Origin of the sequence: Nonomuraea sp. NPDC050202, from assembly GCF_040656115.1 — a bacterium.
In the GTDB taxonomy this organism is placed as follows: domain Bacteria; phylum Actinomycetota; class Actinomycetes; order Streptosporangiales; family Streptosporangiaceae; genus Nonomuraea.
In genome coordinates this window covers 85641-112119 of record NZ_JBFALF010000011.1, presented here as the reverse complement: position 1 = coordinate 112119, position 26479 = coordinate 85641, and the positions used below count along the sequence as shown (strand labels likewise).

Sequence of the window (26479 nt, the reverse complement as noted above, 5' to 3'; positions counted from 1 at the left end):
CGCCGGCGAACGGCTCCGGCCGCGCCCGCGAACAGCCGAGGAGGAGATGCCCCATGCGGGTGGTGTTCACGACCTGGGCCTGGCCCTCGCATCTGTACGCGCTGGTCCCGCTGGCGCGGGCCTGCCGTGCCGCCGGTCACGAGGTGGTCTTCGCCAGCGAGCCCGGCCTCACCCGCGACGTCCTGCGGGCCGACCTGCCGGCGGCCGTCCTCGGGACGGACGTCGACACGGCCGGCATGGTGCACGAGTACCTGCTGCCCCTGCCCGGCGGGCCCGCGCCCCGGCGCGAGGGGAAGGGGCCGCGGGTGCTGCGGATGCTGACGGCGCACGCCGAGTCGATGACCGGCGACCTCATCCGGCTGATCAGGGACTGGCGGGCCGATCTCGTGGTGTACGACCAGGTGACGCTGGCGGGCCCGATCGCCGCCGCGGCCACGGGGGTCCCGGCCGTACGCCAGCTGTACGGCTTCGACCTGCTGCAACGCGCCCGGGGGGTGCTGCCGGACGCGCTGGCGCCGCTGGCCGAGCGGTTCGGCGCCGGGCCGGTGGACCCGTTCGGCGCGGCGACCGTGGACCCGGTGCCGGCGAGCGTGCAAGTGCCGGGCGACCACCGGCTGCTGCCGATGCGGTACCTGCCCTACAACGGCCCGGAGACCACGCCGTGGCAGCCGCCCGAGCCTCCCGGCAGGCGCCGGCGGCCGCGCGTCTGCGTGAGCTGGGGGCACACGATCGCCAAGGTGGACCCGTCCCGCTTCATCGCCGACGGGATCGCCGCCGCCCTCGCCGAGACCGGCGTGGACGTGGTGCTGGCGGTCTCGGCCGCCCAGCTTGACCTGCTCGCCGCGCGGCGGGACGCGGCGGGCGAGCCCTCCGGCGTGGCGCGGGACCTGCCGGGCGCGCTACCGGACGGCGTGCGCGTCGTGGTGGACGTGCCGCTGCGGAACGTGCTGCGCGACTGCGACGCGTTCGTCGGGCACGGCGGCGCCGGCGGCATCCTCACCGCGCTCGCCCACGGCGTGCCCATGCTGCTGGTGCCGCAGCTGCCCGACCACGCCGGGCACACCGGGCGGGTCGCGGCCGGCGGCGCGGCGGCGGTGCTCAGCCTGGCCGAGCTGACACCGGCGGCGGTGCGGGACGAGGTGACCAGGCTGCTGGACGACCCCGAGCCCCGCCGCGCCGCCGGCGAGCTGAGGGAGGAGATGCGAAGCCAGGCGGCGCCGGCCGAGGTGGCCGGCGCGCTGGCCGGGCTACGCCCCTCCCTCGTGTCTGGCTGAGTCAGATGCTCACTGGGCCCGATCGGGCGCGGTGATCTGGCGGACGGCGCCCAGTTCCAGGTTGAGCAGCGCGTCCGGCCCGAACGTGGTGAAGCGGTGCTCCGCGCGGCGCATGCTGCGCTCGGCGGCCTGCCGCAGCGACGGGTCGGCGCGCAGCCGGCTGTCCACCGCCTCGAACGCCTCCGCCGCGCCCTCCTCGGTACGCAGGTCGAACTTCCCGCTCAGGGCGAGGTCCAGGAACAGCACGTGCAGGTACAGCTCGGGCAGGCCGTGCGGGTTCAGCTCGGCGTGCACGGCCCTGGCCCGGCTCTCCGAGAGGTCGGTGAAGGGCTGGCGCATGCGCGGATACGGACCCTCCGCGGGATAGGCGTCGAAGTTGCGGAAGGCCACCCTGCGCCCGTTGAAGTACCCGACGCTGATCCTCCTGCGCAGGCAGAAGTTGATCGCCTCGCGGATGGTGTCGATGATCGGCTCGCCCTTGTCGTTCAGCGAGGTGTTGCAGAGCATCGGCACGCCGGTGTGCCGGTGGAAGGCGGTCAGCAGGGCATGCAGCGCCGGGTTCTGCCCGGCGTTGAGCGACTGCACCCGGGCGGAGTAGTCGAGGTGGGCGACCGCCTGGATCTGGTGGCGGCGTTCCTCGCGGATCGTGAACGTCTCCAGCATGTACGGCGACGGCCTGCTGTCCTCGAACCACTCGTCGAGCTGGTCCTCCAGCACCACCGGCGCGACGGGCCGCCACCACTCACGCAGCTTGAACTGGTTGAGCGCGTCCTTGGCCGCCCGCGACGTCGGGTCGCCGATCAGGCTGCGGTTGCCCAGCGCCCGCGGCCCGATCTCCGAGCGGCCGTGGAACCAGGCGATCGGCTCGGCGAGGATGTCCCGCACCGCCTGGTCCAGGTCGAGGCCGCGGACGTCGGCGACGTACTCGCCGAACTCCGCCAGGGCGCCGTCGAGGTCGTCGTCCTGGCGCCCGAGGTAGGCGCCGGGGAAGCTGAAGGTGAACCGCTCGCCGCCGGTCTTCTTGTGGAAGGCGGCCAGGCCGATGCCGACCGCCTGCCCGCCGTCGTCCACGCACGGCGGCGCGAGGAAGCCGCGGAAGCCGTACTTGGCCATGAGGTGGCTGTTGGTCGGGCAGTTCAGCGCGTAACCGCCGGCCAGCGCGAGATGCGTCCGGGCAGGGTCGAGGTCGTAGCGCTCCAGCGCGGTCTCGATGTTGCGCTCCATGGCCATGACTGAGATCGCCTGGATCTCCTTCATGGCGGCGCTGACGAAGCTCTCCTCCTCGGTGAAGTCCGGGTCGGTGGTCGCCGTCGCGCGGACCTGGGCCACGATCTCCTCGAACGCCAGCGGCGCGCCCTCCAGCGCGGCCAGGCCGGTGAAGTCGAACTTGTCGAGGATGCTCTCGCGGTCGCACCGGCCCGTGGCCGTGGTGGCCGTCGCGAGCGCCATCAGCGTGCCCTCGCGCATCTTGAACCGGTCCTTGGCGGTGCTGTAGAGCAGGCCGGGCGAGGCGACGGGGAAGGTCTCCACGACGCCGCGGCGGCTGACCGCGCCGGTGAACCAGTAACGCTTGTACTGCTGGTCGAGCAGGCGGTCGGGCCCGCCGTCCACCGCGAGCGCCAGGATGTCGCCGTCGAAGAACGTCTCGCTGTCCAGCAGCATCGCGCTGTAGAGGTGCGCGATGCTGTGGAAGGACAGCTCCGGGTACTCCTCCACGAAGTGGTAGTCGTTCGTGGTGGCCAGGCCCGGCGTGCCCCACACCTCCGTCATGTCGTCGAGCGACACCCCGAAGGGGCGGATCAGGCCGTTCACGAACGTGCGCAGGTCCTCCATGCTCAGGAACGGCGTGCGATGGTGCTTCAGGCCGCTCATCCGCTCGAACTCCCAGTGACCCAGGAGCTGGATCTGCGATCCGTCCTTGCGCCACAGGGACACGTTGTTGTCGTGCCGGTACGACACCATCGCCAGCCGGTGCAGCCCCGGAATGGTCAGATAGCTCGAAAGGTAGTAGCCGTCTCGCATTTGTCCTCCACTGGTCACCAGGTGACGGGAACCTCGACGAAGCCGAGTTCGAGCGGGTTGTCGTGGTGCCTGAGCTCGTCGACGTCGACCGCGAGCCGCAGGCCGGGGAAGCGCTGGATCAGTGCGGCGAACGCGATCCGCAGCTCGAGCCTGGCCAGCGCCGCCCCCAGGCAGTAGTGCGGTCCGGCGCTGAACGCGATCTGGTCGCGCGCGTCCCTGGTGATGTCGAGGCGCAGGGCGTCGGGGAAGACCGACTCGTCGAAGTTGGCCGACTCCAGCACCGGCACCACGCCGGAGCCGGCCGGCACCGTGACCCCGCCGATCTCGATGTCCTCGGTGACGTAGCGCAGCATCGACAGCGAGTGGCCCGCCACCTGGAAGCGGAGCAGCTCCTCGACCGCGCCGGGGATGCGCTCCGGCTCCGCGCGCAGCAGGGCGAGCTGGTCGGGGTGGCTCATGAGCAGCACCGCCCCGCTGCCGATCTGCGCCGCGGTGGTCTCGTGCCCGGCCATCAGCAGCACCGTGCACCAGACGTGCAGCTCGTGCGTGCTCAGCCGGCCGTCCTGGTCGTCGTGCACCTCGATCAGCTCGCTGATCAGGTCGTCGCCCGGGTTCGCCCGCTTGGCCTCGATCAGCTCGCCGATGTACTGCCACGCCTGGCCCACGCCGGTGCGGAAGCGCTCCTGGTCGGCCACCGGCACGCCGAGCAGGCGGCAGATGACCCGCAGCGTCAGCGGGAGGGCGAACTCGGCGACGAGGTCCACCGGCGGCCTGCGCCAGCGGTCCAGCAGCTCCGCCACCACCTCCTCGACGTACGGGCCCAGCCGCTCGATCCGCGCCGGGGTGAACGCCTTGGTCATCAGCCGGCGCATGCGGGTGTGCTCCGGCGGATCCCGGTCGATCTTCGGGTTCTGGAACATCTTGGTCCTCGGCGCCGCGGTCATGCGTGGCGCGCCGGGGCGCTCCCGGTTACGGCTCAGGCGCCGGTCCGACAGCACCGCCCGGACGTCCGCGTAGCGCGTCACCAGCCAGACCGGGTCGCCGCTCGGCATGACCGCCCGCACCACCGGCTCGTCCCGGAGCTTGGTGAGTTCCTCCGGCGGCTGTGCCCCGGGCGGCCAGTCGAACGGGAACTTGAGCGTCATCGGTGGTCTCCTGCTCTCCGAGAAGTCATCACCGACGACGATGGGCGCCAGGGCTCAAGGCGCCCGCAAGCGGCGCTGGACTCTCGTCCTGGTCTCGCTCGGTGTTCGAGCGGCCGAGAACAGCATGAGGCGGCACATCGTCCACCGGGTGGTGAGAGGAAGCGGAAATGAGCAGCAAAACGGAACCGTCTCCCGCGGCCAGGGTTCGCCGTCTGTCCAACTCGGTGCACGACGCCGCGATCGTGCGGGCGGCGGCCGAGCTGGGGCTGGCGGACGCGGTCGGCGACGGGCCCACGCCGGTCGCCGAGATCGCCACGGGGGTGGGGGCCGAGCCGAAGGCACTGGCCCGCCTGCTGCGCGCGCTCGCCGCGTACGGCATCTTCGAGCAGGTGACCCCCGACGTGTACAGGCACACGGACATGTCCCGCGCCATGCGCAGGGACGCCCCGGGCGGCCTGATCCACACCCTGCTCACCCCGTCCGACTGGGGCTGGGTGATGTGGGGCAAGCTCGCCGACGCCGTACGCGCCGGCAAGTGCCTGTTCCCCGACGTCTTCGGCACCGACTTCTTCGGCTACCTCAAGGACCACCCCGAGGCGCAGGCGCGGATGTTCCGCGGGATGACGTCCTGGTCCGACCAGATGAACCCGAAGCTGGTGAACGCGCTGCCCCTGGACGGCGTCCACACGGTCGCCGACATGGGCGCGGGGGAGGGGACACTGCTGCGGGCGATCCTCGACCACGCCCCGCACCTGTCGGGCGTCTGGTTCGACATCGAGGCCACGCTGGCCGTGGTGGACGACGAGCTGCTGTCCGGCCCGTTCTCCGACCGCTGCGCCCTGGTGACCGGCGACTACTTCCGGGAGGTGCCCTTCAGCGCCGACCTGTACGTCTTCAAGCTGACGCTGCACATGTACGAGGACGACGACTGCGAGCGGATCCTGCGCAACGTGGCCGCCTCGGCGAAGCCGGGGGCGCGCATCGTCATCGCCGACCCGCTGTTGCAGGATCCGCCGGAGAGCAAGTTCGTGCCGTCGATGGACCTGCACATGCTGCTGGTCATGGGCGGCAGGGAGCGTACCGAGCAGGACTACGCCGCGCTGTTCGAGCGGGCCGGTCTGGAGTTCGACGGGATCACGCCGACGGGGACCGACTTGCATCTGGCCGTGGCGCGGGTTCCGCACTGACCGTGCGCGCCCGCCCGTTCAGGTAGCAGGCCAGCGCCGCGAGCATCACGCTCGCGGCGCACCCGGACAGCGTGAACCTGACTGCGTCGCCGAAGGCGGCCCCGTGGGGCGACGCGGTGACGGCGTCCAGCCGCGCCTGCAGCACCGTGCCCAGCACGGAGACGCCGACGAGCGTGCCGGTCTGGCGGATCGTGTTGAACACCCCGGACGCGGCCCCCGCCAGGTCGGCGCCGACGTCCCGCATCGCCAGCGAGGTGATCGGGCCGAACGCCGCCGACTGCGACAGCCCGGCCACCGCGAGCGGCACCACGAGCACGTGCCCGCCGACTCCCGGCCGGCACAGCAGCCCGACGGCGACGAGGGCGGCGGCGTACACGGTGAGCCCGCCCAGCAGCACCCGCTCACCGCCGAACCGGTCCACCAGGCGGCCCGTGACGGGGAACCCGAACGTCATGCCCAGCGCCCACGGCGCCAGCGTGAGCCCGGCCTGCGCGGCCGTCATGCCGAGCACCGACTGCAGGTAGAGCGTCATGGTCAGGGAGAGCGTGATCACGCACATCGACACGATCGCCATCGAGACGGTCATCACCGTGAACGTGCGGTCGGCGAACAGCCGCGTCGGCACCAGCGGCTCGCGCGCCCGGTGCTGGTGGACCACGAACCCGGCCAGCAGCACGAACCCCGCCACGATGACCATCGGCACGGTCACGAACGACACGACCGTGCCCCAGCCGTAGTGCCTGCCCTCCAGCAGGCCGAACGTGATCGCGCCGAGCCCGGCGCCGGCCAGGGCGGCGCCCAGCCCGTTCAGCCGCCTGGCCTGCCGGGCGTGCCCGGCCGGCACCACCAGCAGGGTGAGCACCACGATCAGCACGCCGACCGGCAGGTTGACCACGAAGATCGAGCGCCATCCGGCGGTCGAGACCAGCAGGCCGCCGAGCGTCGGGCCGGCCACGCCGGCGAGCCCGGCGGTGACCCCCCACACCGCGCTTGCCCGCCCGCGCCGCTCCGGCGGGAAGACGAGGGTCATCATCGTCAGCGTCTGCGGGATGATCAGCGCGGCGCCGACGCCCTGGAGCAGCCGGGCGCCGATGAGCTGCCACGGCGACTGGGCGAGCCCGCACAGCGCCGACGCGACGGCGAAGACCGCCATCCCCGCCAGGAACACGTTGCGCGGGCCCGCCACGTCCCCCAGCCGGCCGGCGGTGACGGTCAGCACGGCGAGCGCCAGCACGTAACCGCCGACGACCCACAGCACCTCGCTCAGGCCGGCGCCGAGCCCCGCCTGGATCTCGGGGACGGCGATGCTGACCGACGTGGAGTTCAGGATCGTGATGAAGTATCCGAGGCAGGTGGTCGTCATGACCGCCCACGGGTTGCCGCGCAGCCCTCGCAGCGCCGCGCCCCACCGTCGCGTCCTTCCGCCGGCGTCCATGGCGGTCAGGCCGCGAGCCCGGCGCGGCCGAGCGCCGTCGCGGCGATCCGGAGAATCTGCAGCCGCTCGGCGGTCGTGCCGCCGAAGGGCGAGATCACCAGCGTGGTGATGCCCTGATCGGCGTACGCCCGCATCCTGGCGGCGATCCGGTCCGGCGTGCCGAGCAGCGAGATGCGGTCCACCAGGCCGGCCGGGACCGCGGCGGCGGCGCCCTGCGGGTCGCCCGCGGCCATGCGCTCGTGCACGACACCGGTCTGGCGGCCGTACCCCATCCGCTCGAACAGCGAGAGGTAGACGTTGCGGCTGCGGCCGCCCATGCCGAGGAAGTGCGACAGGTACCCCCTGATCGGCGCGGCGGCCGCCTCCACGTCGGTGCCCAGCGCCATGGGCACCCCGCACGACACCTCGAACCCGGCCAGCGGCAGCCCGGCGCGCAGCCGTCCCGCGCGCAGCGACTCGATGGTCTTGGGCAGCTCGTCCGGCGGGGAGAACGCGCCCAGCCAGCCGTCGGCGATCTCACCGGCCAGCTCCAGGCCGCCGGGCGCGACGGCGGCGAGATAGATCGGCATCCGCTCGGCCACCGGCTCGCTGTACAGGCGCAGCGGCGTCGCCGCGCAGCCCTCCGGTGGCAGCCGGTAGTGGGCGCCGTCGTGGGTGACCGGCTCGCGGGCCAGCGTGCGGCGCACGATGTCCACGTACTCCCTGGCCCTGGCCAGCGGCCGACGGAACGGCACGCCGTGCCAGCCCTCCGAGATGTCCGGGTTCGACACCCCCAGCCCGAGCCGGAACCGGCCCCCTGACAGGGCGTCGAGCGTCGAGGCGGTCAGGGCGGTCATCGCCGGCGTGCGGCCGGGGATCTGGAAGACGCCGGAGGCCAGGCCGATCCGGGTGGTCGCGGTGGCCACGGCACCGAGGACGGTCGCGCCGTCCGCGCGGAACCCTTCGGGGACGACCGCGACGTCGTAGCCGAGCCGTTCGGCCTCCCGCGCGACCTCCACCCCGTCGAGGTAGGAGAGGTTGACACCGAGCTTCATGCCAGGGTTGTCCCTTCTGCGAGGCCCGTCCGTAAGGCAGGGCCGTGCCTGTGCGCCCAGGCTCACAGGTGCGCCTCGAAGACGGAGCAGGCAGCGGCCGAGCGGCGGCCGACCCAGGTTGGACCGCCGCTCGAGCAGGGCGCCGGATAAAGGAGAACCCCCTGGAGCTCGGAAGGAGCCCGCCATGAGAACGGAACTGAACCGCCGCAGCCTGCTCAGCCGCGGCGGCACTCTCGCCCCGCTGGTCGGCCTCGGCCTGCTCGGCGGCACGACGGCCGCCGCCGCCGACACCGACACCGGCGAGAGCCGGCTCAGCCCGCTGCTCGGCACCTGGGCCGTGCAGGTGACCTTCGCCATCCCGAACAGGCCGGGCGAGTCGGGCCTGTTCGCCTTCACCGCCGACCGCATCTGCGTGGCGACCACGACCGGGGCGGGTCACCTGAGCCTCGGCTCCTGGCGCACCACCGCGCAGGGCTTCGAGTTCACCTTCCGCCATTTCATGTACGCCGACGACGACGGAAGCTGGATCGGCGAGGTACGCGTGCAGCAGGCCGGCCGGTTCACCTCGGCCGCCTCCTGGACGGCGTCGGGGACGGGCACCGCCTTCGACACCGAGGGCAACCAGCTCCAGGTGGTCCAGAGCGCCACCGCCGGGACCCGTTACTGACGCCGTGCACGTTTCGCCGGCTTCAGTCGGATTCGAGCCGACATCGACGCCCGACCGCGACGCTACACACTGAAGGGAGCCAGCATGGAACTCGGACTCGCCGGCAAGGTCGTCCTGGTCACCGGAGGCAGCGGATCCATCGGAGCCGCCATGGCCGAGGCGTTCGCGGCCGAAGGCGCCCGCGTCGCGCTGACCTTCCGGCACAACGCGGGCCGCGCGGAGGAGCTGGCGCGCGCCATCGGTGAGGAAAAGGCGCTGGTGGTGAAGTACGACCTCACCGACCCGGCCTCCATCCGCTCGGCCGTGGGTGCCGTCCTCGACGAGTGGGGGCGGCTCGACGTCCTCGTGCTCAGCGCCTCCGCGCAGGAGGGCACCCGCACCACTCCCGTGCCCTTCGAGGACGTCCCGCCCGAGGAGTGGGTGCCGCTGCTGCGCGCCGACGTCGAGGGATCCTTCCACACGGTGCAGGCCGCGCTGCCGGCCATGAAGCGGCAGGGATGGGGCCGCATCATCCTCATCTCGGCGAACATCGTCACCCGCGGCGCCACCGGCGACGAGGCCTTCGTGGCGAGCAAGACGGCGCTGCACGGCCTCGGCCGCACGCTCGCCACCGAGCTGGCCCCCGACGGCATCCTCGTCAACGTGGTCGCCCCCGGCGCCACGGTGAGCAGGGGCTTCCTGCGGCGGTTCCCGGCGGAGAAGCAGGCGGCGTTCGCCGGCCTCGACGACGTGCAGATCAAGCGCATGCTCAACCAGGACCGCCCCGTCGGCAAGGTGTCGACGCCCGCGGACGTCGCCAACACCGTGCTGTTCCTGAGCTCGGAGGCCAACGGGAACGTCAGCGGCCAGGTGATCTACGTGGCCGGGGGACACTGATGCGCTCGCCGGCCGGTTGTTCAGGACACGAGCAGGAGAAGCGATGACCACAGCACCGCCCGCCTTCCCCCAGGCCCGCGTCTGCCCGCACCTTCCACCCCCGGCGTACGCGGAGCTGCGGCAGGGCCCGGCGCTGCGCCGGGTGACGACCTACGCCGGGCAGCTCGCCTGGCTGGTGACCCGGTACGACCAGGCCAGGACGCTGCTGAAGGACCCGAGGCTGTCCTCCGACCGCAGGCGTCCCGGCTTCCCGGTCATCTCGGTGCAGGTGGAGCTGCTGACCGAGCGCAAGCGCCAGGCCCTGATCGGGATGGACCCGCCCGAGCACGACATCCAGCGCCGCATGTTCCTGCCGGACTTCACGCTGAAGAAGGTGCGCGAGCGGCGGGCCGACATCGAGCGCATCGTGCACGAGGCCCTTGACGAGATGCTGGAGCACGGCCCGCCGGCCGACCTGTACCGGGAGTTCGCCCTGCCGGTGCCCTTCCGGGTCATCTGCCGCCTGCTCGGTGCCCCCTGGGAGGACCGCGACTTCTTCCAGGACGCCATCCGGCGGCTGGTGCGGACCTTCTCCACCGCGGAGGGCCGCCAGGCGGGCGCCGAGCTGCTGGCCTACTTCGAGCACCTGGTCACCGAGTACAAGAAGACCCCGGACGGTGCCGGTCTCATCGGGCGACTGGCCGGCACCGGCCGGATCCCCGACGACGACCTCGCGCTGGCGGCCATGTCGCTGCTCATCGCGGGGCACGAGACCACCGCGGCGATGATCTCCCTCGGCGCGGTCACGCTCATGGAGAACCCGGACCAGCTCGCCGCGATCCGGGCCGATCCCGAGGCGATCGTGCCCGCCGTGGAGGAGCTGCTGCGCTTCCAGTCGATCGCCGACAGTGCCAACATCCGGGTCGCCACCGCCGACATCGAGATCGACGGTGAGGTGATCAAGGCGGGGGAGGGCGTCCTCATCCCGGGCTCGCTCGCCAACCGGGACGCGGAGGTCTTCGAGAACCCGGACACGTTCGACGCCGGCCGCGACGCCGGCGGCCACATCGCCTTCGGCTACGGCCGCCACCAGTGCCTCGGCCAGAACCTGGCGCGGCTGGAGCTGCAGATCGCGCTGACGGCGCTGTGGCAGCGCATCCCGACGCTGCGCATGACCGTGCCCGCGGACGAGCTGGCCGCCCGCCCGCCGGGCGCGATCCAGGGCATCGACGCGCTGCCGGTCACCTGGTGAGCGCGAGGGAGGAGGCAGGCAGATGGAGGTCCACGGGGACCAGGAGGTGTGCATCGGCGCGGGCATGTGCGCGCTGACCGCACCCGGCATCTTCGACCAGGACGAGAACGGCCTGGTCGTGGTGCTGACCGCGGAGCCCTCCGGGGACGCGCGGAACAAGGCCCTCCGCGCGGAGCGCCTCTGCCCGTCCGGGGCGCTGCGGGTCGGCCGCAGCGCAGGCTGAAGAGAAAGGAATCAGATGCGCGTACTCCTGCTCGGCGGTACGGAGTTCGTCGGCCGTGCGGTGAGCGAGGCGGCGGTGGCCAGAGGCTGGGACGTCACGGTGTTCCACCGGGGGCGGCACGCGCCGCCGCCCGGCGTCGAGGCGCTCCACGGCGACCGCAGCCTCCCGGACGGCATGGCGCCGCTCCAGAAGGGCGAGTGGGACGTGGCGGTGGACACGTGGTCCGGCGCACCGCAGGTGGTCCGCGACACGCTGCGGCTGCTCGACGGCCGCATCGGCCACTACACCTACGTCTCCAGCCGCGGAATCTACGACTTCCCCGTCCCGGCGCCGCTCACCGAGGAGCGGCCGGTGGTGGCCGGCTCGCCGGACGACGGCGACACCGACTACCGCAACGCCAAGGCGGGCGGGGAGGTGGCCGCGGAGCAGGCGCTCGGCGGCCGGGCCCTGCGCGTGCGGCCAGGGCTGATCTTCGGCCCCAGGGAGAACTCCGGACGGGTGCCGTGGTGGCTGCGCCGCGCCGCCCGCGGGGGCCTCCAGCTCGCGCCGGGGCCGCGGACCGCCTCGCTGCAGTACATCGACGTCCGCGACCTGGCCACCTGGATCCTGGACGCCGCGCGGAACCACCTGCACGGCGCCTACAACCTGGTGTGCCCGCCCGGCCACGCCACGACGGAGGACTTCCTCACCGCCTGCGTCGAGGTCACCGGCGCCGGCGCCGAGCTGCGCTGGATCGACCCCGAGCCGATCCTGAAGGCGGGGATCCGGCCCTGGACCGGCCTGCCGGGCTGGCTGCCGCCCGGCGAGATGCACGAATTGCTGCACAGGACCGACGTGTCCAAGGCGGTGGCCGCCGGGCTGCGCTGCCGTCCCGTCGAGGAGACGGTGGCCGACACCTGGGCCTGGCTGCGCGCGGTGGAGGGGGACGTCCCCGAGGGCTCCCAGTCGCGCTACCGCGTGGCACACGAACTGGTCGACCTGGACCCGGACGTGGAGGCCAAGCTCCTGGCGGGCTGACGGACGGCACGACGCGAAGGAGCCGCCGGCGGACACAGTCCGCCGGCGGCTCTCCCGCGTCGTGTCACTCGTCGTCGAGCAGCAGGATCGTCCCGGTCGGGCAGCGCCGGGCCGCCTCGCGGACGAGGTCCGCGAGCGCGGCCGGCGGCTCCGGCTCGTTCACCACGACGACGGTCTCGTCGTCGTGGCCGAACACCTGCGGCACCGCGACCACGCACAGGCCGCTGCCGCAGCAGGTGTCGCGGTTGACCGTCACGCGCATGCTCACCACTCCACCGGGATCTCGAGCAGCCCCCCGATCAGCGTGCCCTCGCTGCGCCCCAGCTCGTCCGCGGGGACGGCCAGCCGCAGGTCCGGAAGCCTGCGCAGCAGCGTCTCCAGCACGATCCCCAGCTCCAGCCGCGCCAGCGAGGCGCCGATGCAGAAGTGCGGTCCCACGCTGAACGTCAGGTGGTAGTTGTACGTCCGCGCGACGTCGAACTCGCCCGGGCACGAGAACACGCTCTCGTCCCAGTTGGCCGACTCGACGGCCGGGATGATGCTGGTCCCCTTGGGCACCGTCACCCCGCCGACCTCGATGTCCTCGGTGACGTAGCGCAGCATCGACAACGAGCCGTTGAGCAGCTTCCAGCGCAGCACCTCCTCGACGGCGGCCGGCACCAGCGACAGGTCCGCGCGCAGCCGGGCGAGCTGGTCGGGATGGGCCAGCACCTTGGCCACCATGTAACCGATCTGGCTGGCCGTGGTCTCGTAGCCGACGAGCAGGAGCAGCCGGCACCACCAGTGCAGCTCGTACTCGCTGAGCCGGGTGTCGTCGTCCTCGTGGACCTGGGTCAGCGCGCTGATCAGGTCGTCACGGGGATCCGCCCGCCTGCTCTCGATCAGCCGGCCCATGTACTGGCCCAGCTCGGCCATCGCCGCGCCGATCTCCGGGCCCGAGTACTTGCCGGTGGACAGGAACCGGTCGGTCCAGCCGCGGAAGCGGTCCTGATCCTCCGTCGGCACGCCCAGCAGGTCGCAGATGACCCGGATGGACAGCGGGAACGCGACGGCCTCCGACACGTCCGCGGGGCACGGCCCGTTCTCCATCTTCGTCACCAGCTCGTCCACGATCTCCTGCACCTTGGGGCGCAGGTTCTCCACCATCGTGGCCGTGAACGCCTTCATCACCAGCCGCCGGACCCGGGTGTGCTCCGGCGGGTCCGGGTCCATCCTGTCGTCCTGGAACATCTTGTTGTTCGAGGTCATGCGGGCCGCGTCCGGCCGGTTGAGGTTGCGGCTGACCCTCAGGTCCGTCAGCACGGACCGCACGTCCTCGTACCGCGTCACCAGCACCGCCCGGTCGCCGCTCGGCAGCACCACGGGCACCACCGGCCGATCGCGCAGGTCCCGCAGCTCGGCCGGCACGTCGAGTGCCGACGGGCGCGGGAACGGGTAGGGGACCGCCTGTTCGCTGCTCATCTTCCTCGCCTCTCTCGGGCCGCTCAGACGGGACGGGCCTCGACGATGCTGTGCGGCGGCAGCGTCGGATGGATCGCGACGACCTCGAAGCCCGACTCCTCCACGAGGCTCGTCCAGTCGGCGACGGTCCGCTCGCGGCCCCCGTTGGTCACCGCCATCGAGATGTCCATCAGCTTGATGTAGTGCGGGTCGTTGCCCTCGGGGACCACCCCGTCCACGATGAGGACGCGCGCGCCGGCGTCGTCGCCGATCGCCTGCCTGATCCGCCCCAGCACCTTGCGGCACTCGGCGTCCGCCCAGTCGTGCATGACGGCCTTGAGCGTGTACGCGTCCGCGCCGGACGGCACCTCGTCGAAGAAGCTGCCGCTGACCAGCTCGACCCGGTCGGTGACACCCTGCGCGGCCAGGACGGGGGGCGCCGAGGCGATGGCGGTCTCGATGTCGAACAGGATGCCCCGCGAGCCGGGGTAGCGCCGCAGGATCGCCGACAGGAACCGGCCCTGCCCGCCGCCGATGTCGGCGATCGTGGCGAACCGCCCGAAGTCGAAGGAGTCGGCGATCTTCGGCGCGCGGCTCTCGTTCAGCTCCGACATGGCCTTGTGGAAGGCCGCGGCGAACTCCGGGGCCTCCTGCTCCAGATACTCGAAGAAGTTCTTGCCGCCACGCAGCTTGTGGCCGTTCGGCTCGCCGGTGCGCACGGTGTCGATGGCGTAGCCCCAGCAGTTCCAGACGGTGGTCTCGCCGTAGAAGTAGGCGAGGTAGCGCAGCGAGCCCGGCACGTCGCTGCGCAGGTACTGCGCCTTCGGCGTGAGCTCGAAACGCTTGTCCTCGCGCTCGGCGAAGACGCCGACGGACGCGGCGGCGCGCAGGAACCGGTGCAGGGTCGGCGCGTGGGTGTCGGTCGCCGCGGCGAGCTCGGCCACGCCGCGCGGGCCGTCGGCGAGCAGATCGGCGACGCCGAGGCGGGCGAGCACGTTCAGGGTGCCCGCCACCCACTTGCCTGCCAGCATCATGAGCAGCTCCTGCTGCTCCTCGCCGGGACCCTGCGACTCCGGGGCACGGTCGGTCGAGGTCGTGGTCATCCCGAATCCTCCTCTGGGTGACAGGTTGCTTCGGCCGCCCTGTGCCGGACCGGGTCCTGCCGCTTACCGGCAAGCTCCCATCGGCGGCTCAAGGGCGGATCAAACCGGCATGGAGCGGATGCCGAAGCTCGCGAGCGGTTCGCGAGGGTGCTTCGAGCCCCGGTGCGCATCCTGGGACGACGTTTCCGCGATCCCGAGGAGTTGCCATGCCGTACGCGGCGATCACTTATGACATCAAGGGCGGATGCGAGGACGAGGTCGCCGAGGTGTTCTCGAACTTCCGGCGGCCTGCGGGGAACGTGGTCCCCGGGGCCGACGGCGCCCGGGCGGGCCGCATCCTCGCGACGGCGGTCTTCATCAGGGACAGCACGCTGGTGCGCTTCATCGAGTACGAGGGCGACCTCGACGCGGTGATCCGGTTCATGGCCGCCCAGCCGGGCGTGGCGGAGGTGGAGCGCAAGCTCGCCCCCTACCTGAACAAGCCGCGCGACACCGGCACGGTGGAGGGCTTCATGAAGACCTTCCACGCCAGCCAGCTGCGCTGCATCACGCAGTTCGCGGTGCCCCGCCACCCCGGCCCCTCAGCCTCTGCGGCAGATCAGTAGGGTGTCGAACTCCCCGAGCTGCTTCTCCTCCAGCGAGGTGAAGCCGGCCAGCGCGGCGTGCTGCCGCAGCTCCTCGACCGGGTACTCCGAGCCGCCCTCGGTGACCAGCAGCATGTCCAGGCTGATCACCAGGTTCTCCACCTGGGCGGGGCCCTCGTCCAGCATCCGGTCGTAGACCAGCAGCGCGCCGCCGGGGCGGACCGCCGCGGCGGCCTTCTCCACCAGGAACCGGCGGCGGTCGAGGTCGTAGTCGTGCAGCACGTGACCCATGACCACGACGTCGGCCTGCGGCAGCGGGTCCTTGAAGAAGTCGCCGGCGTGGAAGGCCACCTTCCCGGTCAGGCCCAGGCCGGCCATGTGCTCTGCGCAGAACGGCTCCATCTGCGGCAGGTCGAACACCGTGCCGGTCAGCTCCGGGTGCGCCTTGACGATCTGGCCGGCGAGGTTGCCCCGGCAGCCGCCGACGTCGAGCAGCGTCGCGTGCCCGGAGAAGTCGTACGCCTCGATGAGCTGGGGACCCAGCACCTGGGTCAGCGCGTCCATCATGTGGATGAAGCGGCCGAGCACCTTCGGGTCGCGCAGCACGTCCTCGAAGTCGCCCTGCGTCTGCGGCAGCCCGGTGCGCAGCGCCTCGGCCAGCCTGCCGTACGCCGGGTAGAGGTTGGCGTTGGCCCGGTGCATGAAGCCGCCGATGTAGGTCGGCTGCTCGCGCACCAGGTACTGGTCGGTGCCGGGGGCGTTGCGGAAGCTGTCGCCCTGCCGCTCGAGCAGGCCGAGGGCGGTCAGCAGGAGCAGGAAGTCGCGCAGGCCGCGGCCGTGCAGCCCGAGCCGCTCCCGGATCTCCTCCTCGGTCGCCGGGTTGTCGTGCAGCTCGGTGAACAGGTCCAGTTCCACCGCGGTGAGCAGCGCCTTCGATTCGCAGAAGGCGTTGCACAGCCGGATGAGTCCGGCTGGGGTGGTGACGTCCGGAGCGATGCCCGTCATTCGGAACTTCCTTTCTCGCACCCGTGCGTTGCCGACGGTCGTGCCGGGTCGCTGGCGACGCTTCCATCACGAGGTGGAGCCGGGCTCGAAGCCGGTTGGAGCCACCGCGGGCGGCCGCCGTTCTCGACCGCGCTTCGAGGGACGGACCAGCCGCCGCCGCCACGATGGCGTGGCCGGCTCAGCAGAGCCGCACGTCGCAAGGAGAGGAACGGTCTGATGGATCAAGGGCTACGCGGCAAGCGCGTGCTGGTGACCGGTGGGACCAGGGGCATCGGCCGCGCCACGGTCCTCGCCTTCGCGGGGGCCGGCGCACACGTCCTGGCCTGTCATCACACCGAGGGCGAGGACTCCGAGAGCCTGGCCAGGGAGCTGAAGGAGCTCGGCGACCGCAACCGGGTGGTGCGCGCGGACGTGACCGACTCCGCGGACAACCGCCGGCTGGCCGGCACCGTGGCGGAGGAGTTCGGGCGGCTCGACGTCCTGGTCAACAACGTCGGCGTGGACGGCTCCGCGCCGTTCGCCGAGATCTCGGGGGAGGAGTGGCGGCGGCTGCTCGACCACAACGTGACCTCCGCCTACCTGGTCACACAGGCGATGCTGGGCGTGCTGGCAGACGGGGCCTCGGTGGTCAACATCGGGGCGTCGGCGGCCCTGCGCGGGCGGGTCAACGGCGTGCACTACTCCGCCTCGAAGGCGGCGCTGGTCGGGTTCACCCGGGGGCTGTGCAAGGAGCTGGGGCCGCGCGGCGTCAGGGTCAACCTGGTCGCGCCCGGGCTCACCGAGACGGAGCCGGGCGCGGGGCTGCCGCCGCAGGTGGTGGAGCGCGTCGTCGCGATCACGGCGCTGGGGCGGCTGTGCCGGCCCAACGACGTGGCCGGCGCGGTGCTGTTCCTGGCCGGCGACACCTCCCAGTACATCAGCGGCGTGACGCTGAACGTCGACGGCGGGATCTGACCCGATGGACATCGGAGTCGGCCTGCCGAGCACCGTCCCCGGGGCGGACGGCCGGGAGCTGGCCGAGTTCGCCCGCAGGGCCGACCGGCTCGGCTTCAGCACGCTGGCCGTGCTCGACCGGCTGGTCTACGACAGCTACGACCCCGTGGTGACGCTCGCGGCCGCCGCCGCCGTGACCGAGCGCATCACCCTGGCCCCCACGATCCTGCTCGCCGGCTACCGCCCGAGCGCGGCGCTCCTGGCCAAGCAGCTGGCCAGCGTGGACAGGCTGGCGAACGGCCGGCTGGTCGTGGGCGTCGCCGCCGGCGGGCGCGAGGACGACTTCGCCGCGACCGGCGTGCCGTACGGCGGGCGCGGGCGGCGCCTCGACGAGCTGCTGGACGAGATGAGACGCGTGTGGTCGGGCCAGGGCGCGCTCCCCGGCATCGGCCCCCGCCCGCAGCGCGGGCACATCCCGGTGTGGGTCGGCGGCAACTCGGCCGCCGCGCTGACGAGGGCCGCCACCTACGGCATCGGGTGGATCTCCGGCAGCACCCCGCTGCACCGCTACGCCGAGGTCGCCGAAGAGGTGCGGCGGGCCTGGACGGCCGCGGGCCGGACGGACACGCCGAGACTGGGTGCCCTCGCCTACGTCGCGCCCGGCGCGGAACGCAAGCGGGCCGGCGCCCGCTACCTGCTCGACTACTACGCCTACACCGGTCAGAAGGCCCGCTTCCTGGCCGACAGCGTGATCGCCGACGACTCCCGGCTGCGCGAGACCATCGACGGCTACGCCGCCGCCGGATGCGACGAGCTCATGCTGATTCCCTGCACGCCCGATGTGGACCAGCTCGACCTGATCGCCAAAGTGGCCTTCGGGTGAGAGAAGGAGGACGCCATGCCGTTCGCGGCCATCACCTATCGAGTCAAGCCCGGCCACGAGGACGAGATCGCCGACATCTTCGCCGGCTTCCAGCGGGTGGACACCCCCGTGTTCACCGGTGACGACGGCGCGGCGGCCGGCCGGCTGCTCGGCACGGCCGTCTTCATCAAGGACGACGTGATGGTGCGCGTCATCCACTACGAGGGCGAGTTCGCCGCCATCGCCCGCCACATGGCCGCGCAGCGCGGCGTGCACCTGATCGAGGAGAAGCTCGCCCCCTACCTGCAGGAGCAGCGGGACACCAGCGACGCGGCCGGGTTCGGCCGATACTTCCGCGACGCCACGATGCGCTGCATCTCGCAGCTGTCCGTGCAGACCCACCCCGCGGAGCGGTGACCGTGCAGCCGAAGCCGATCGCCGTGCTCGGGCTGGGCGGCATGGGCGCCGGGATGGCCTGCGCCCTGCTCGACGCCGGCGCGAGCGTCACCGTGTACAACCGCAGCCCGGACAAGGCCGTGCCGGTGGGGAAGGCGGGCGCCACGGTCGCCGCCTCGGCGGCGGAGGCGGTGTCCGGCGCCGAGGTGGTGCTGCTCAGCCTCGCCGACGAGGCCGCCGTGGAGCAGGTGCTGTTCGGCGAGCTCGACGGGCGGCTGCGGCCGGGCACGATCGTCGTGGACACCTCGACGGTCACGCCCACGTTCGCCGTGCACGCCGCCAAGCGGCTGGCCGAGGCGGGGGTGCGGCGCGTGGAGGCGTGCGTGCTGGGCAACCCCGCGATGGCCGCCACGGGCGCGCTGCGGGTCTTCGCCGCCGGGGAGGAGCCGGTGGTGGAGGAGGTGCGCGAGGTGCTCGACGCCATCGGGCAGGAGGTCCGCCATCTCGGGCCGACGGGGAACGCCAGCGCGCTGAAGCTGGCGTTCAACCTGATGCTGGGCGTGCAGATCCTCGGGCTGGCCGAGGCGGTGAGGTTCGTCGAGGCGATGGGCATCGATCGCAGCGTGCTGCTGGACGTCTTCGACCACAGCGGCTGGCGCTCGCCCGTGCTGTCCTTCCGCGCGCAGTTCATGCGGGGGCGGACGTACCGGCCCGCGGCCTTCCGCGCCACGCTCATGCACAAGGATCTCAGCCTGGCCAGTCAGGAGGGGCTGGCGCACGGGGCCGAGCTGCCGCTGACCACCCGTGCCCTCGACGCGTACGCCGCCGTGCTGGCGGCGGGGCACGGCGACGACGACGCGGCCATCGTCGCCGAGGCCCGCCCGGGCGACGGCGACTCCGCGGCGGGTACCGGGACGCGGCCGGGTGGCGAGAGCGCGGCGGGCGGGCCGTGATGGTGACGGACCTGCTGGCCGTGGCGGCGCTGGTGGGCAGCGGCGTGGTGGCAGGGGTGCTGTTCGCGGTGGCGCTGAGCGTGCTGCCCGCGCTGTTCGCCATGCCGGCCGACCGCTACGTCTACACCCACCAGCTCGTCGGCCGGCGCTGGGACCCCACCATGCCGATCATCGTGCTCACCTCGATGGCCCTCGACATCGCGCTCGCCCTCCTGACGAGGGCCGGGCCCGGCCTGCTCTTCGCCGCGGGCGCCGTGCTGCTGCTGGGCGTGTCGGTGGTCTCGCACTTCTGCAACGTCCCGATCAACCGGGTGGTCAAGTCCCTCGATCCGGACGAGGTGCCGCCCGACTGGCGGGACCCCAGGCCGCTGTGGCGGCGCTGGCACCTGCTGCGCACCACGCTCGCGCTGCTCGGGGTGACGGCGAACGCCGTCGCCGTGGTCCTGGCATGAGGCGTCGAGCGCGGCTCGAGAAACCCTTCAGACGGATGCACGAACCTGGGACGGTCCCGGCCGCCGGACTCCGGCACGGACAAGGACACGGAATGGAGAGACGAACCATGAGCGCCTTCGACCTGAACGAGCTGCGGGCGATCCTGCGCCAGATGGGGGACACCGACCAGGCGGACCTCGACGGCGACATCGCGGAGACGGGCTTCGGCGACCTCGGCTACGACTCCCTGGCCCTGCTGGAGCTGTGCAGCCAGGTGGAACGCCGCTACGGCGTCCAGATCAGCGACGACGCCGTGCTGGACATGCCGACGCCCGCCAAGGCCGTCGCGTACATCAACAACTTGCTGACGGCGAAGGCGGGGGCGTGACATGGCCGGGCACACCGACAACGAGATCGTCATCGCCGCGCCGATGCAGCTCGTCTGGGACATGACCAACGACATCGAGTCCTGGCCCGAGCTGTTCAGCGAGTACTCGGAAGCCAAGATCATTTCTGATCGGGACGGCACGATCCTCTTCCGGCTCGCGCTGCACCCCGACGAGAACGGCAAGGTGTGGAGCTGGGTGTCGGCGCGGCGGCCCGACGAGGCCACCCGCACCGTGCGCTCGCAGCGGGTGGAGACCGGGCCGTTCAAGTACATGTGGATCTACTGGGAGTACCTGCAGGAGGACGGCGGCGTGCGCATGCGCTGGGTGCAGGACTTCGAGATGAAGGCGGAGGCGCCGGTCGACGACGCCACCATGCAGGAGCGCCTCAACCGCAACACGCCCGTCCAGATGCGACTGATCAAGGAGAAGGTGGAAGCCGCCGCGGCGCGGAGCTGATGGAAACCGCCAGGCGGAATCGACAGGTGGCCGGCTGACTGGAGGGCCCGTGCTGGAGATCGTCGTCTCGCTCGTCCTACTGGCCAACGGCCTGGCCGCAGGGGTGCTGCTGGGCACCCAGCTCGGCGGCTGGCCGCTGCTGGCCAGCCTGCCACCGGATCGCTACGTGCACGCGCACGCGTTCTTCTCCACCCGCTACGACCCGTTCATGCCCGCCTGCCTGCTGATCACGACGCTGGGGGACCTGGCTCTCGGCCTGCTCGCCGTGAGCCCGGTCGCCCGCGTGTCGTACCTGGTGGCCGCCGCGCTCTGCCTGGGCACGATCGCGATCTCGCTGACCCAGAACGTGCCGGTCAACCGGTGGGTGCGGGACCTGGACCCGGACAACCTCCCCGAGGACTTCGCCGAGCGGGACCCGCGGCGGCGCTGGGGCACCTGGAACCGCATCCGGACCGCCCTGTCCACTCTCGCCCTGTTCATCAACTGCGCCGTCGTCGGACTGGCCCTGTGACCAGCACCGCGACGGCGAGGAGACGCCGGCGGAGCTTCAGGGCCGCCGAGGGTGCACCGACCAGCTCCGGCGCGCGTTGAGCGTGGCCGGCTCGAACCCGGCCAGCTTCTTGTAGCGCAGCGCGATCTCCTCGCGCTCGGCCAGCGGCATGACGTCCTCGATGTCGCCGAACCCGTGCGGCGCCCGCTCGTGCGTCAGCCGCAGGATGACCTCGGGCCCGTCACCGCGGTTGGCCAGCACGACGTTGCTGGTGACCGGCCGGCGCTGCTCCTCGTAGAACTCCAGGCCCAGGCCGTTCGCCAGCGCGTACGCCAGCACCCGCGCGTCGATGACGGCCTGGGTGCCGCCGTTGGAGCCGGTCGGGTACATCGGGTGCGCGGCGTCGCCCATCAGCGTCACCCTGTCCGTGGACCAGTACGGCAGCGGGTCGCGGTCGACGAGCGGGTACTCCAGCACCTGGTGCGCGTTCGCGATCAGCGCGCGCACGTCCAGCTCGTCGCAGTGCCAGCCCTCCACGTGGGGCAGCACCTTCTCCACGCCGACGGGCCGGTTCCAGTCGCCGCGGGGCACGCCCTCGACGTGCGCCGCGCGCTGGATGGCCCAGTTGACGAGCTGGGTGCCGTCGTCCTCGGGCGGGGCGATGGGGTAGATGACGAGCTTCTGCGTGCTGTCGCCGACCATGAGCATGGACCTGCCGGTCATGAACGGCCTGGCGTACGTGGTGCCGCGCCACAACACGTCGCCGCCCGGCAGCGGCTCGCCCTCGCCGGGGAAGAGCGCCTGCCTGACGGTGGAGCGGATGCCGTCGGCGCCGACGAGCAGGTCCGCGTCGTGGTCGAGGCCGGTGACGGGGGAGCCCAGCACCACCGCGCCGGGGCCGAGGCGCTCGCGTACGGCCTCCAGCAGCATCATCTGCAGCCGCCCCCGGTGGATCGAGTACTGCGGCCACCGGTAGCCCGCGGCCAGCCCGCGAGGCTCCGACCAGATGCGCTGCCCGCGCGAGGTGAGGAAGGTCAGGTCCGCGGTCGCCACGCCGATCGCGGCGAGCCGGTCGGCCAGGCCGAGCTCGATGAGCTCGCGGATGGCGTGCGGGAGGATGTTGATGCCGACCCCGAGCGGGTGGAGCTCCGCCACCGCCTCGTGCACGGTCACGTCGGTGATGCCGGCGGCGTGCAGGCTCAGGGCCGCGGTCAACCCGGCGATGCCGGCGCCGGCGATGACCACGCGCATGGAACGGTCTCCTCGAAGCCGTCTGGCGGGACACGGTCAATCTGATCGCAAAGATACTTGAGCGAAACTTGATCGGCCAGAGCCCGGCCGGCCCCGCTCGCGGGCGGACAATGGTGTGGGCGGGGGAGCCGCCCACACCGGTTCTCACGCCCCGCCGGCGACCGCCGCGAGCTGCGGGATGCTCGCCAGCCCCTGCTGGAACACCTCCTCGCCGGGCTCGTCGTCGGGCAGCGTGCCGTTCAGGTATCTCTCGTACGCCGTCAGGTCGAAGTGCCCGTGCCCGGACAGCGCGATGAGGATCGCCTTGGAGCGCCCCTCCTCGCGGCACCGCAGCGCCTCGTCGATGGCCGCCCTGACCGCGTGGCTGGACTCGGGAGCGGGCAGGATGCCCTCCGCGCGGGCGAACATGATCCCCGCCTCGAAGACCGCGACCTGCCGCAGCGCGACCGCCTCCATCAGCCCGTTCTCGACGGCCCTGCTGATCAGCGGCGAGCTGTCGTGCGCCCGCAGCCCGCCGGCGTGCACCGGCGGCGGCACGAACTTGTGGCCCAGCGTGTGCATCCGCGACAGCGGGGTGAGCCGCGCCGCGTCGGAGTGGTCGTAGGCGATCCGGCCCCGGGTCAGGGTGGGGCAGGCGACCGGCTCCGCGGCGATGAGCCGGATGTCGCGGCCGGTGCGAAGCTTGTCGCGCAGGAACGGGAAGCACATCCCGGCCAGCGTGCTGCCGCCGCCGCACGGGCCGACCACGATGTCGGGGTAGTCGTCGGCGAGTGCCATCTGGGCGATCGCCTCCTGGCCGATGACGGTCTGGTGCGCGCACACGTGGTTCAGCGAGCTGCCGCGGGTGTAGCCCAGCTCGGAGTTGGCCCAGGCCACCTCCATCGCCTCGGACTTGGCGATGCCCAGGCTGCCCGGGTGGTCCGGGTTCTCCGCCAGGACGGCCCGCCCGGCCGCGGTCTCCGGGCTGGGGCTGGCCGAGCAGACGGCGCCGTAGGACTCCATCAGCGCCCGCCGGTACGGCTTCTGCCGGAAGCTGACCCCGACCATGAACACCTTCGCGGTCATCCCGAACATCGCGGCGGCCGAGGCGATCGCCGTGCCCCACTGGCCCGCGCCGGTCTCCGTGACCAGGCCGGTCCTGCCGGCCTGCTTGTTGTAGTACGCCTGCGGGACCGCCGAGTTGGGCTTGAGGCTGCCGCTCGGCGCGACGCCCTCGTACTTGTAGTAGATGCGGGCCGGGGTGTCCAGCACCCGTTCCAGCCTGCGGGCCCGGTACATCGGGGTCGGGCGCCACTGCCGGTAGATGTCGCGGACCGGGCCGGGGATCTCGAACTCCGGCTCGGTGCTGAGCTCCTGCTCGATCAGCGGCTCCGCCATCGACCTGGCGAGCTCCGCCCGGCTGACAGGCTCGCCCGTCGCGGGGTCCAGGATGGGCGCCGCGGCCCCGAAGTCCGCGGCGATGTTGAGCCAGGAGTAGGGGATGTCGTCCTCGGACAGGGTGTACTTGACGCGTTCGTTCAAGGTGAACCTCACACGATCGAGATCTGGGCACTCGCCTCGGCTGTCAGCGAGCCCTTCACGGTTTGGTCGTGGCCGTCCAGCAGCCGCGGGTGCGCCGTCCTGAACGCGTCCAGGACCAGCTCGTACGGGAAGTCGTCGAACTCCCCGTGCCATCGCAGGAACTCCATGTGCCGCCGCCCGGACTCGTCGAACGGGTGGTAGACGCTGTCGGCCGTGCCGTCGAACTCCAGCGGCCTGAGCCGGTACAGCCGGCAGAGGGTCTTGTTGAACACCGGGGTCGCCTTCACCCAGCGGCCGTCCAGCCGGATCGAGACCAGGCCGTGGAAGCGGAACACGTCGCCGCCGACGAGCTCCTTGAGCCGCCCGGAGGCCAGGTGGTTGCGCACGTCGGCGAAGACCAGCCTGGCCGGGATGCCCAGCGACCGGGCGGCCGCGGCGTACACGATCGACTTGTGCAGGCAGAAGCCGCTGCCGCGGGAGATGATCGTGCTGGCCCGCAGCCCGTCGCGGGACATGTCGATGTCGTAGACGTCGTAGAGGATGTCGTCCCGGACCGCGTAGTAGAGCCGCACCGCCTGGTCGGCGGGGGTCTCGGCGCCGGCGGCGGCGCGGGCGGCGAAGTCCCGCACCACGGGGTGGCCGGCGTCCAGGAACGCGGTGGCGGCCAGGTCAGCGGTCATGTCTGTGACTCCTTGAGGCCGAGCATCCGCGCGATGCGGATCCGTTGCATCTCCGAGGTGCCGGAGTAGATGGTGCCGCCGACCGCGTCCCGCAGGTCCTTCTCCAGGCCGGTCTCGGTCAGGTAGCCGCGCCCGCCGAAGATCTGCACGGCGGACAGCGCCGACTTGACGTTCGCCTCGCTGGCCAGCACCTTCGCGATCGCGATGTCCGTGGTGACGTCCCTGCCGCGGACGAACCCCTCCGCCGCGTCGTACAGCCAGCGCCGGGAGGTCTCCACCCCGATCTTCATGTCCACGATCTGGTCGGCGATCATCTGGAAGGAGCCGATGGGGCGGCCGAACTGGCGGCGCCGCGTGGCGTGCTCGACGCACCGGTCCAGCCGGTGCTGCATCGCGCCGACCTGGACGATGAACGAGCACAGGATCTCCCACCGCATCACGTGGTCCAGCACCGTGAAGCCCATGCCGGGCCGGCCCAGGACGTTCGCCGCCGGGATCCGGCAGCCGCGCAGGGAGAGCTCGCCGAGGGGCGAGGTGCGCAGGCCCATCTTCGGCACGTCCGGGCCGGCCAGCACACCCTCGGTGCCGCGCTCCACCAGGAACGCGGTCAGGCCGAACGGGCCCAGGCTCGCGTCGGTCAGCGCGTAGACCACGATCAGATCGGCCACCGGGCCGTTGGTCACGAAGACCTTGTCCCCGTCGAGGATCCAGTGGTCGCCGTCGGGCTTGGCCGTCATGCCCATGCCCAGCACGTCGGACCCGCCGCGCGGGTCGGTGATCGCGTGCGCGGTGATCGTGCCGCCGTCGCAGATGCCCGGCAGGTAGCGGGCCTTGAGCTCGGCGCTGCCGAAGCGCTGCAGCGGGATCCCGGCGCTGACGATCTGGGTGCAGATCGAGAAGCACAGGCCCCCGTCCCGGCAGCCCTCGCCCAGCCCCTCCAGGACGTACATGGTGCTGAGCAGGTCGAGCCCACGGCCGCCCCATTCGGCGTGGAACGGCAGCCGCAGCAGCCCCGAGGCGCGCACCCGCTCCCACGCGCGCATCGGCAGCCCGGCGTCCCTGTCGGCTTCGAGGTGGCCCTCGGCCAGCGCCTCGTACCAGTGCGCGAACTCGGCTCTGAGCTCGCGGTGCTCTTCGCTCCACTCGTACATGCGAGATCAGATCCGTCAGTAGCAGGAGAACGCGGCCTCGTCGAGCGCGTGGCGCTCGTCGCCGCGCAGCGCGGGCGAGAAGACGCAGATCAGGCGCAGGTCCTCGCCGGGAGCCGCGATCAGGTGGTGCGGGTCGTTCTGGTCGAGGGCGTACATGGTGCCCGGCTCGAGGTCGTGCGTGCGGCCGTCGGCGTCGACCACCGCGCCCGTGCCGCTGATGCAGTAGCAGGCCTCGAGGTGCTTGCGGTACTCCAGGGGGGAGCTGGTCCCGGCCCAGACGGTCGTGTCGGTGAGCGTGTACCCCATGCCGTCGTCCTCGACCAGGAAGCGGTGGCTGAGCCCGTTCCCCCACTCGACCGGCTCCACCTCGGAGATCTTGCGAATGATCATTTGAATGTCCGTTCTGCTGGTGCCGGCAGGGCTGACTCGACGAAATCGCGGATGGCCGCCACGGTGCGGAAGTTCTCCGGGACGATGTCGAGCTCGTCGACGGGGATGCCGAAATGATCCTTCAGCCAGGAAATGAGCCTCAGCAGATCGAGGCTGTTGACGACCCCGTTGCGGAAAAGGTCGTAGCCGACCTCGAGCTCGTCGGGCGGAGTATCCGGAAGATACTCGGTCACCACGAATTCTCTAATCACCTGTGTGATGTCCACGAATCGCAGCATCACCTCTGCGCGCAGGCGGACGCATCTTTGAGAATGCGCGGTGCCGGACGGTTG

At 72.0% G+C, this 26479-nt stretch carries 30 protein-coding genes; 16 read left to right on the top strand and 14 right to left on the bottom strand.

The annotated features are described in order from the left end of the window. Positions 1 to 53 precede the first annotated feature (53 nt). Positions 54 to 1274, top strand: coding sequence for a nucleotide disphospho-sugar-binding domain-containing protein (locus AB0I79_RS28065; RefSeq protein ID WP_357878560.1), 1221 nt, complete (start codon positions 54 to 56; stop codon positions 1272 to 1274). A 9-nt stretch (positions 1275 to 1283) separates the two neighbouring features. Here AB0I79_RS28065 and AB0I79_RS28060 read toward each other — a convergent pair whose 3' ends face one another. Continuing rightward, positions 1284 to 3296, bottom strand: a complete 2013-nt coding sequence (locus AB0I79_RS28060; protein WP_357878558.1) for a carbamoyltransferase C-terminal domain-containing protein — start codon at positions 3294 to 3296, stop codon at positions 1284 to 1286. A gap of 14 nt (positions 3297 to 3310) precedes the next feature. Then, on the bottom strand, positions 3311 to 4441 hold the full coding sequence (locus tag AB0I79_RS28055) for a cytochrome P450 (protein ID WP_357878555.1): 1131 nt from the start codon (positions 4439 to 4441) through the stop codon (positions 3311 to 3313). 167 nt (positions 4442 to 4608) lie between these two features. On the opposite strand from AB0I79_RS28055, the gene AB0I79_RS28050 reads away from it, so the two are divergent. Further along, positions 4609 to 5628: a methyltransferase gene (locus tag AB0I79_RS28050; RefSeq protein ID WP_357878552.1), complete on the top strand. Its 1020-nt coding sequence runs from the start codon at positions 4609 to 4611 to the stop codon at positions 5626 to 5628. On the opposite strand, the gene AB0I79_RS28045 is transcribed toward AB0I79_RS28050, so the two are convergent. Together AB0I79_RS28045 and AB0I79_RS28040 are read right to left on the bottom strand one after the other, a co-directional pair. Then, positions 5576 to 7063, bottom strand: coding sequence for a DHA2 family efflux MFS transporter permease subunit (locus AB0I79_RS28045; RefSeq protein WP_357878549.1), 1488 nt, complete (start codon positions 7061 to 7063; stop codon positions 5576 to 5578). The two genes, AB0I79_RS28050 and AB0I79_RS28045, sit on opposite strands and share 53 nt — an antisense overlap. Positions 7064 to 7068: 5 nt before the next feature. After that, entirely contained in the window at positions 7069 to 8097 is a 1029-nt protein-coding gene (locus AB0I79_RS28040) for an LLM class flavin-dependent oxidoreductase (protein ID WP_357878546.1), read from the bottom strand. A gap of 184 nt (positions 8098 to 8281) precedes the next feature. On the opposite strand from AB0I79_RS28040, the gene AB0I79_RS28035 reads away from it, so the two are divergent. The 5 genes from AB0I79_RS28035 to AB0I79_RS28015 all read left to right on the top strand — a co-directional run bounded on the left by AB0I79_RS28035 (position 8282) and on the right by AB0I79_RS28015 (position 12111). Continuing rightward, positions 8282 to 8764: a hypothetical protein gene (locus AB0I79_RS28035; RefSeq protein WP_357878543.1), complete on the top strand. Its 483-nt coding sequence runs from the start codon at positions 8282 to 8284 to the stop codon at positions 8762 to 8764. A gap of 84 nt (positions 8765 to 8848) precedes the next feature. Continuing rightward, positions 8849 to 9640, top strand: coding sequence for an SDR family oxidoreductase (locus AB0I79_RS28030; protein ID WP_357878540.1), 792 nt, complete (start codon positions 8849 to 8851; stop codon positions 9638 to 9640). 43 nt (positions 9641 to 9683) lie between these two features. Continuing rightward, positions 9684 to 10871, top strand: coding sequence for a cytochrome P450 (locus AB0I79_RS28025; RefSeq protein ID WP_357878537.1), 1188 nt, complete (start codon positions 9684 to 9686; stop codon positions 10869 to 10871). Between the two features lie 22 nt (positions 10872 to 10893). Beyond that, on the top strand, positions 10894 to 11094 hold the full coding sequence (locus AB0I79_RS28020) for a ferredoxin (protein ID WP_357878534.1): 201 nt from the start codon (positions 10894 to 10896) through the stop codon (positions 11092 to 11094). Between the two features lie 15 nt (positions 11095 to 11109). Continuing rightward, entirely contained in the window at positions 11110 to 12111 is a 1002-nt protein-coding gene (locus tag AB0I79_RS28015; RefSeq protein WP_357878532.1) for an NAD-dependent epimerase/dehydratase family protein, read from the top strand. Positions 12112 to 12175: 64 nt separating this feature from the next. On the opposite strand, the gene AB0I79_RS28010 is transcribed toward AB0I79_RS28015, so the two are convergent. From AB0I79_RS28010 to AB0I79_RS28000, 3 genes are read right to left on the bottom strand one after another with little or no spacing between them, the layout of a single operon-like run. Then, a complete protein-coding gene (locus AB0I79_RS28010; RefSeq protein ID WP_357878530.1) occupies positions 12176 to 12373 on the bottom strand; it encodes a ferredoxin in 198 nt (65 codons plus the stop codon). 2 nt (positions 12374 to 12375) lie between these two features. Beyond that, the gene (locus AB0I79_RS28005) at positions 12376 to 13572 is read right to left on the bottom strand and encodes a cytochrome P450 (protein WP_357878527.1); all 1197 of its coding nucleotides are present in this window, start codon (positions 13570 to 13572) and stop codon (positions 12376 to 12378) included. A 23-nt stretch (positions 13573 to 13595) separates the two neighbouring features. Continuing rightward, positions 13596 to 14654, bottom strand: coding sequence for a methyltransferase (locus tag AB0I79_RS28000; RefSeq protein ID WP_357878525.1), 1059 nt, complete (start codon positions 14652 to 14654; stop codon positions 13596 to 13598). Positions 14655 to 14860: 206 nt separating this feature from the next. Between AB0I79_RS28000 and AB0I79_RS27995 the strand changes: the two genes are divergently transcribed. Then, positions 14861 to 15259 (top strand): SchA/CurD-like domain-containing protein, encoded by a 399-nt coding sequence (locus tag AB0I79_RS27995; RefSeq protein WP_357878522.1) that lies wholly within the window; start codon positions 14861 to 14863, stop codon positions 15257 to 15259. Here AB0I79_RS27995 and AB0I79_RS27990 read toward each other — a convergent pair. Next, the gene (locus AB0I79_RS27990; protein WP_357878519.1) at positions 15236 to 16243 is read right to left on the bottom strand and encodes a methyltransferase; all 1008 of its coding nucleotides are present in this window, start codon (positions 16241 to 16243) and stop codon (positions 15236 to 15238) included. The genes AB0I79_RS27995 and AB0I79_RS27990 overlap by 24 nt on opposite strands. Before the next feature lie 216 nt (positions 16244 to 16459). Between AB0I79_RS27990 and AB0I79_RS27985 the strand changes: the two genes are divergently transcribed. The 8 genes from AB0I79_RS27985 (at position 16460) to AB0I79_RS27950 (ending at position 21175) form a co-directional block, all read left to right on the top strand. Further along, positions 16460 to 17197 carry an SDR family NAD(P)-dependent oxidoreductase gene (locus AB0I79_RS27985; protein WP_357878515.1) on the top strand — a complete coding sequence of 246 codons (738 nt, stop codon included), beginning with the start codon at positions 16460 to 16462 and terminating at the stop codon, positions 17195 to 17197. Positions 17198 to 17201: 4 nt separating this feature from the next. Further along, the gene (locus tag AB0I79_RS27980) at positions 17202 to 18059 is read left to right on the top strand and encodes an LLM class flavin-dependent oxidoreductase (protein ID WP_357878512.1); all 858 of its coding nucleotides are present in this window, start codon (positions 17202 to 17204) and stop codon (positions 18057 to 18059) included. A gap of 15 nt (positions 18060 to 18074) precedes the next feature. Beyond that, positions 18075 to 18455, top strand: a complete 381-nt coding sequence (locus tag AB0I79_RS27975; protein ID WP_357878509.1) for a SchA/CurD-like domain-containing protein — start codon at positions 18075 to 18077, stop codon at positions 18453 to 18455. Further along, positions 18452 to 19387, top strand: a complete 936-nt coding sequence (locus AB0I79_RS27970) for an NAD(P)-dependent oxidoreductase (protein ID WP_357878506.1) — start codon at positions 18452 to 18454, stop codon at positions 19385 to 19387. Before AB0I79_RS27975 ends, AB0I79_RS27970 begins: the two co-directional genes overlap by 4 nt. Then, complete coding sequence (locus tag AB0I79_RS27965; protein ID WP_357878503.1) at positions 19387 to 19839, top strand: DUF1772 domain-containing protein; 453 nt, start codon at positions 19387 to 19389, stop codon at positions 19837 to 19839. The genes AB0I79_RS27970 and AB0I79_RS27965 overlap by 1 nt, the downstream gene beginning before the upstream one ends. A 92-nt stretch (positions 19840 to 19931) precedes the next feature. Next, positions 19932 to 20207: an acyl carrier protein gene (locus AB0I79_RS27960; RefSeq protein ID WP_357878500.1), complete on the top strand. Its 276-nt coding sequence runs from the start codon at positions 19932 to 19934 to the stop codon at positions 20205 to 20207. Position 20208: 1 nt separating this feature from the next. Then, the gene (locus AB0I79_RS27955; RefSeq protein ID WP_357878497.1) at positions 20209 to 20664 is read left to right on the top strand and encodes an SRPBCC family protein; all 456 of its coding nucleotides are present in this window, start codon (positions 20209 to 20211) and stop codon (positions 20662 to 20664) included. Between the two features lie 49 nt (positions 20665 to 20713). Next, the gene (locus AB0I79_RS27950; protein ID WP_357878493.1) at positions 20714 to 21175 is read left to right on the top strand and encodes a DUF1772 domain-containing protein; all 462 of its coding nucleotides are present in this window, start codon (positions 20714 to 20716) and stop codon (positions 21173 to 21175) included. A 36-nt stretch (positions 21176 to 21211) separates the two neighbouring features. Here the strand turns inward: AB0I79_RS27950 and AB0I79_RS27945 are convergent, their stop codons facing one another. The 6 genes from AB0I79_RS27945 to AB0I79_RS27920 form a co-directional block, all read right to left on the bottom strand. Then, entirely contained in the window at positions 21212 to 22405 is a 1194-nt protein-coding gene (locus AB0I79_RS27945; protein WP_357878490.1) for a flavin-dependent oxidoreductase, read from the bottom strand. A gap of 144 nt (positions 22406 to 22549) precedes the next feature. After that, positions 22550 to 23926 carry a TrpB-like pyridoxal phosphate-dependent enzyme gene (locus tag AB0I79_RS27940; RefSeq protein WP_357878486.1) on the bottom strand — a complete coding sequence of 459 codons (1377 nt, stop codon included), beginning with the start codon at positions 23924 to 23926 and terminating at the stop codon, positions 22550 to 22552. Positions 23927 to 23934: 8 nt separating this feature from the next. After that, positions 23935 to 24606 (bottom strand): transglutaminase family protein, encoded by a 672-nt coding sequence (locus AB0I79_RS27935; protein ID WP_357878483.1) that lies wholly within the window; start codon positions 24604 to 24606, stop codon positions 23935 to 23937. Next, positions 24603 to 25757: an acyl-CoA dehydrogenase family protein gene (locus AB0I79_RS27930; RefSeq protein WP_357878480.1), complete on the bottom strand. Its 1155-nt coding sequence runs from the start codon at positions 25755 to 25757 to the stop codon at positions 24603 to 24605. Before AB0I79_RS27930 ends, AB0I79_RS27935 begins: the two co-directional genes overlap by 4 nt. 15 nt (positions 25758 to 25772) lie before the next feature. Continuing rightward, a complete protein-coding gene (locus AB0I79_RS27925) occupies positions 25773 to 26147 on the bottom strand; it encodes an ectoine synthase (RefSeq protein WP_357878477.1) in 375 nt (124 codons plus the stop codon). Then, entirely contained in the window at positions 26144 to 26413 is a 270-nt protein-coding gene (locus AB0I79_RS27920; RefSeq protein ID WP_357878474.1) for an acyl carrier protein, read from the bottom strand. The genes AB0I79_RS27925 and AB0I79_RS27920 overlap by 4 nt, the downstream gene beginning before the upstream one ends. Between the last annotated feature and the right edge of the window lie 66 nt (positions 26414 to 26479).

What these genes read in the sequence shown, in the direction of transcription:
- AB0I79_RS27955 (WP_357878497.1), top strand. Translation starts at nt 20,209, where the DNA reads ATGGCCGGGCACACCGACAACGAGATCGTCATCGCCGCGCCGATGCAG.
- AB0I79_RS28025 (WP_357878537.1), top strand. Translation starts at nt 9,684, where the DNA reads ATGACCACAGCACCGCCCGCCTTCCCCCAGGCCCGCGTCTGCCCGCAC.
- AB0I79_RS28065 (WP_357878560.1), top strand. Translation starts at nt 54, where the DNA reads ATGCGGGTGGTGTTCACGACCTGGGCCTGGCCCTCGCATCTGTACGCG.
- AB0I79_RS28050 (WP_357878552.1), top strand. Translation starts at nt 4,609, where the DNA reads ATGAGCAGCAAAACGGAACCGTCTCCCGCGGCCAGGGTTCGCCGTCTG.
- AB0I79_RS27960 (WP_357878500.1), top strand. Translation starts at nt 19,932, where the DNA reads ATGGAGAGACGAACCATGAGCGCCTTCGACCTGAACGAGCTGCGGGCG.
- AB0I79_RS28055 (WP_357878555.1), bottom strand. Translation starts at nt 4,441, where the DNA reads ATGACGCTCAAGTTCCCGTTCGACTGGCCGCCCGGGGCACAGCCGCCG.
- AB0I79_RS28020 (WP_357878534.1), top strand. Translation starts at nt 10,894, where the DNA reads ATGGAGGTCCACGGGGACCAGGAGGTGTGCATCGGCGCGGGCATGTGC.
- AB0I79_RS27925 (WP_357878477.1), bottom strand. Translation starts at nt 26,147, where the DNA reads ATGATCATTCGCAAGATCTCCGAGGTGGAGCCGGTCGAGTGGGGGAAC.
- AB0I79_RS27985 (WP_357878515.1), top strand. Translation starts at nt 16,460, where the DNA reads ATGGATCAAGGGCTACGCGGCAAGCGCGTGCTGGTGACCGGTGGGACC.
- AB0I79_RS27945 (WP_357878490.1), bottom strand. Translation starts at nt 22,405, where the DNA reads ATGCGCGTGGTCATCGCCGGCGCCGGCATCGCCGGGTTGACCGCGGCC.
- AB0I79_RS27975 (WP_357878509.1), top strand. Translation starts at nt 18,075, where the DNA reads ATGCCGTTCGCGGCCATCACCTATCGAGTCAAGCCCGGCCACGAGGAC.
- AB0I79_RS27990 (WP_357878519.1), bottom strand. Translation starts at nt 16,243, where the DNA reads ATGACGGGCATCGCTCCGGACGTCACCACCCCAGCCGGACTCATCCGG.
- AB0I79_RS28040 (WP_357878546.1), bottom strand. Translation starts at nt 8,097, where the DNA reads ATGAAGCTCGGTGTCAACCTCTCCTACCTCGACGGGGTGGAGGTCGCG.
- AB0I79_RS27930 (WP_357878480.1), bottom strand. Translation starts at nt 25,757, where the DNA reads ATGTACGAGTGGAGCGAAGAGCACCGCGAGCTCAGAGCCGAGTTCGCG.
- AB0I79_RS28060 (WP_357878558.1), bottom strand. Translation starts at nt 3,296, where the DNA reads ATGCGAGACGGCTACTACCTTTCGAGCTATCTGACCATTCCGGGGCTG.
- AB0I79_RS28035 (WP_357878543.1), top strand. Translation starts at nt 8,282, where the DNA reads ATGAGAACGGAACTGAACCGCCGCAGCCTGCTCAGCCGCGGCGGCACT.
- AB0I79_RS28010 (WP_357878530.1), bottom strand. Translation starts at nt 12,373, where the DNA reads ATGCGCGTGACGGTCAACCGCGACACCTGCTGCGGCAGCGGCCTGTGC.
- AB0I79_RS27980 (WP_357878512.1), top strand. Translation starts at nt 17,202, where the DNA reads ATGGACATCGGAGTCGGCCTGCCGAGCACCGTCCCCGGGGCGGACGGC.
- AB0I79_RS27965 (WP_357878503.1), top strand. Translation starts at nt 19,387, where the DNA reads ATGGTGACGGACCTGCTGGCCGTGGCGGCGCTGGTGGGCAGCGGCGTG.
- AB0I79_RS28015 (WP_357878532.1), top strand. Translation starts at nt 11,110, where the DNA reads ATGCGCGTACTCCTGCTCGGCGGTACGGAGTTCGTCGGCCGTGCGGTG.
- AB0I79_RS27995 (WP_357878522.1), top strand. Translation starts at nt 14,861, where the DNA reads ATGCCGTACGCGGCGATCACTTATGACATCAAGGGCGGATGCGAGGAC.
- AB0I79_RS28045 (WP_357878549.1), bottom strand. Translation starts at nt 7,063, where the DNA reads ATGGACGCCGGCGGAAGGACGCGACGGTGGGGCGCGGCGCTGCGAGGG.
- AB0I79_RS27935 (WP_357878483.1), bottom strand. Translation starts at nt 24,606, where the DNA reads ATGACCGCTGACCTGGCCGCCACCGCGTTCCTGGACGCCGGCCACCCC.
- AB0I79_RS28000 (WP_357878525.1), bottom strand. Translation starts at nt 14,654, where the DNA reads ATGACCACGACCTCGACCGACCGTGCCCCGGAGTCGCAGGGTCCCGGC.
- AB0I79_RS28030 (WP_357878540.1), top strand. Translation starts at nt 8,849, where the DNA reads ATGGAACTCGGACTCGCCGGCAAGGTCGTCCTGGTCACCGGAGGCAGC.
- AB0I79_RS28005 (WP_357878527.1), bottom strand. Translation starts at nt 13,572, where the DNA reads ATGAGCAGCGAACAGGCGGTCCCCTACCCGTTCCCGCGCCCGTCGGCA.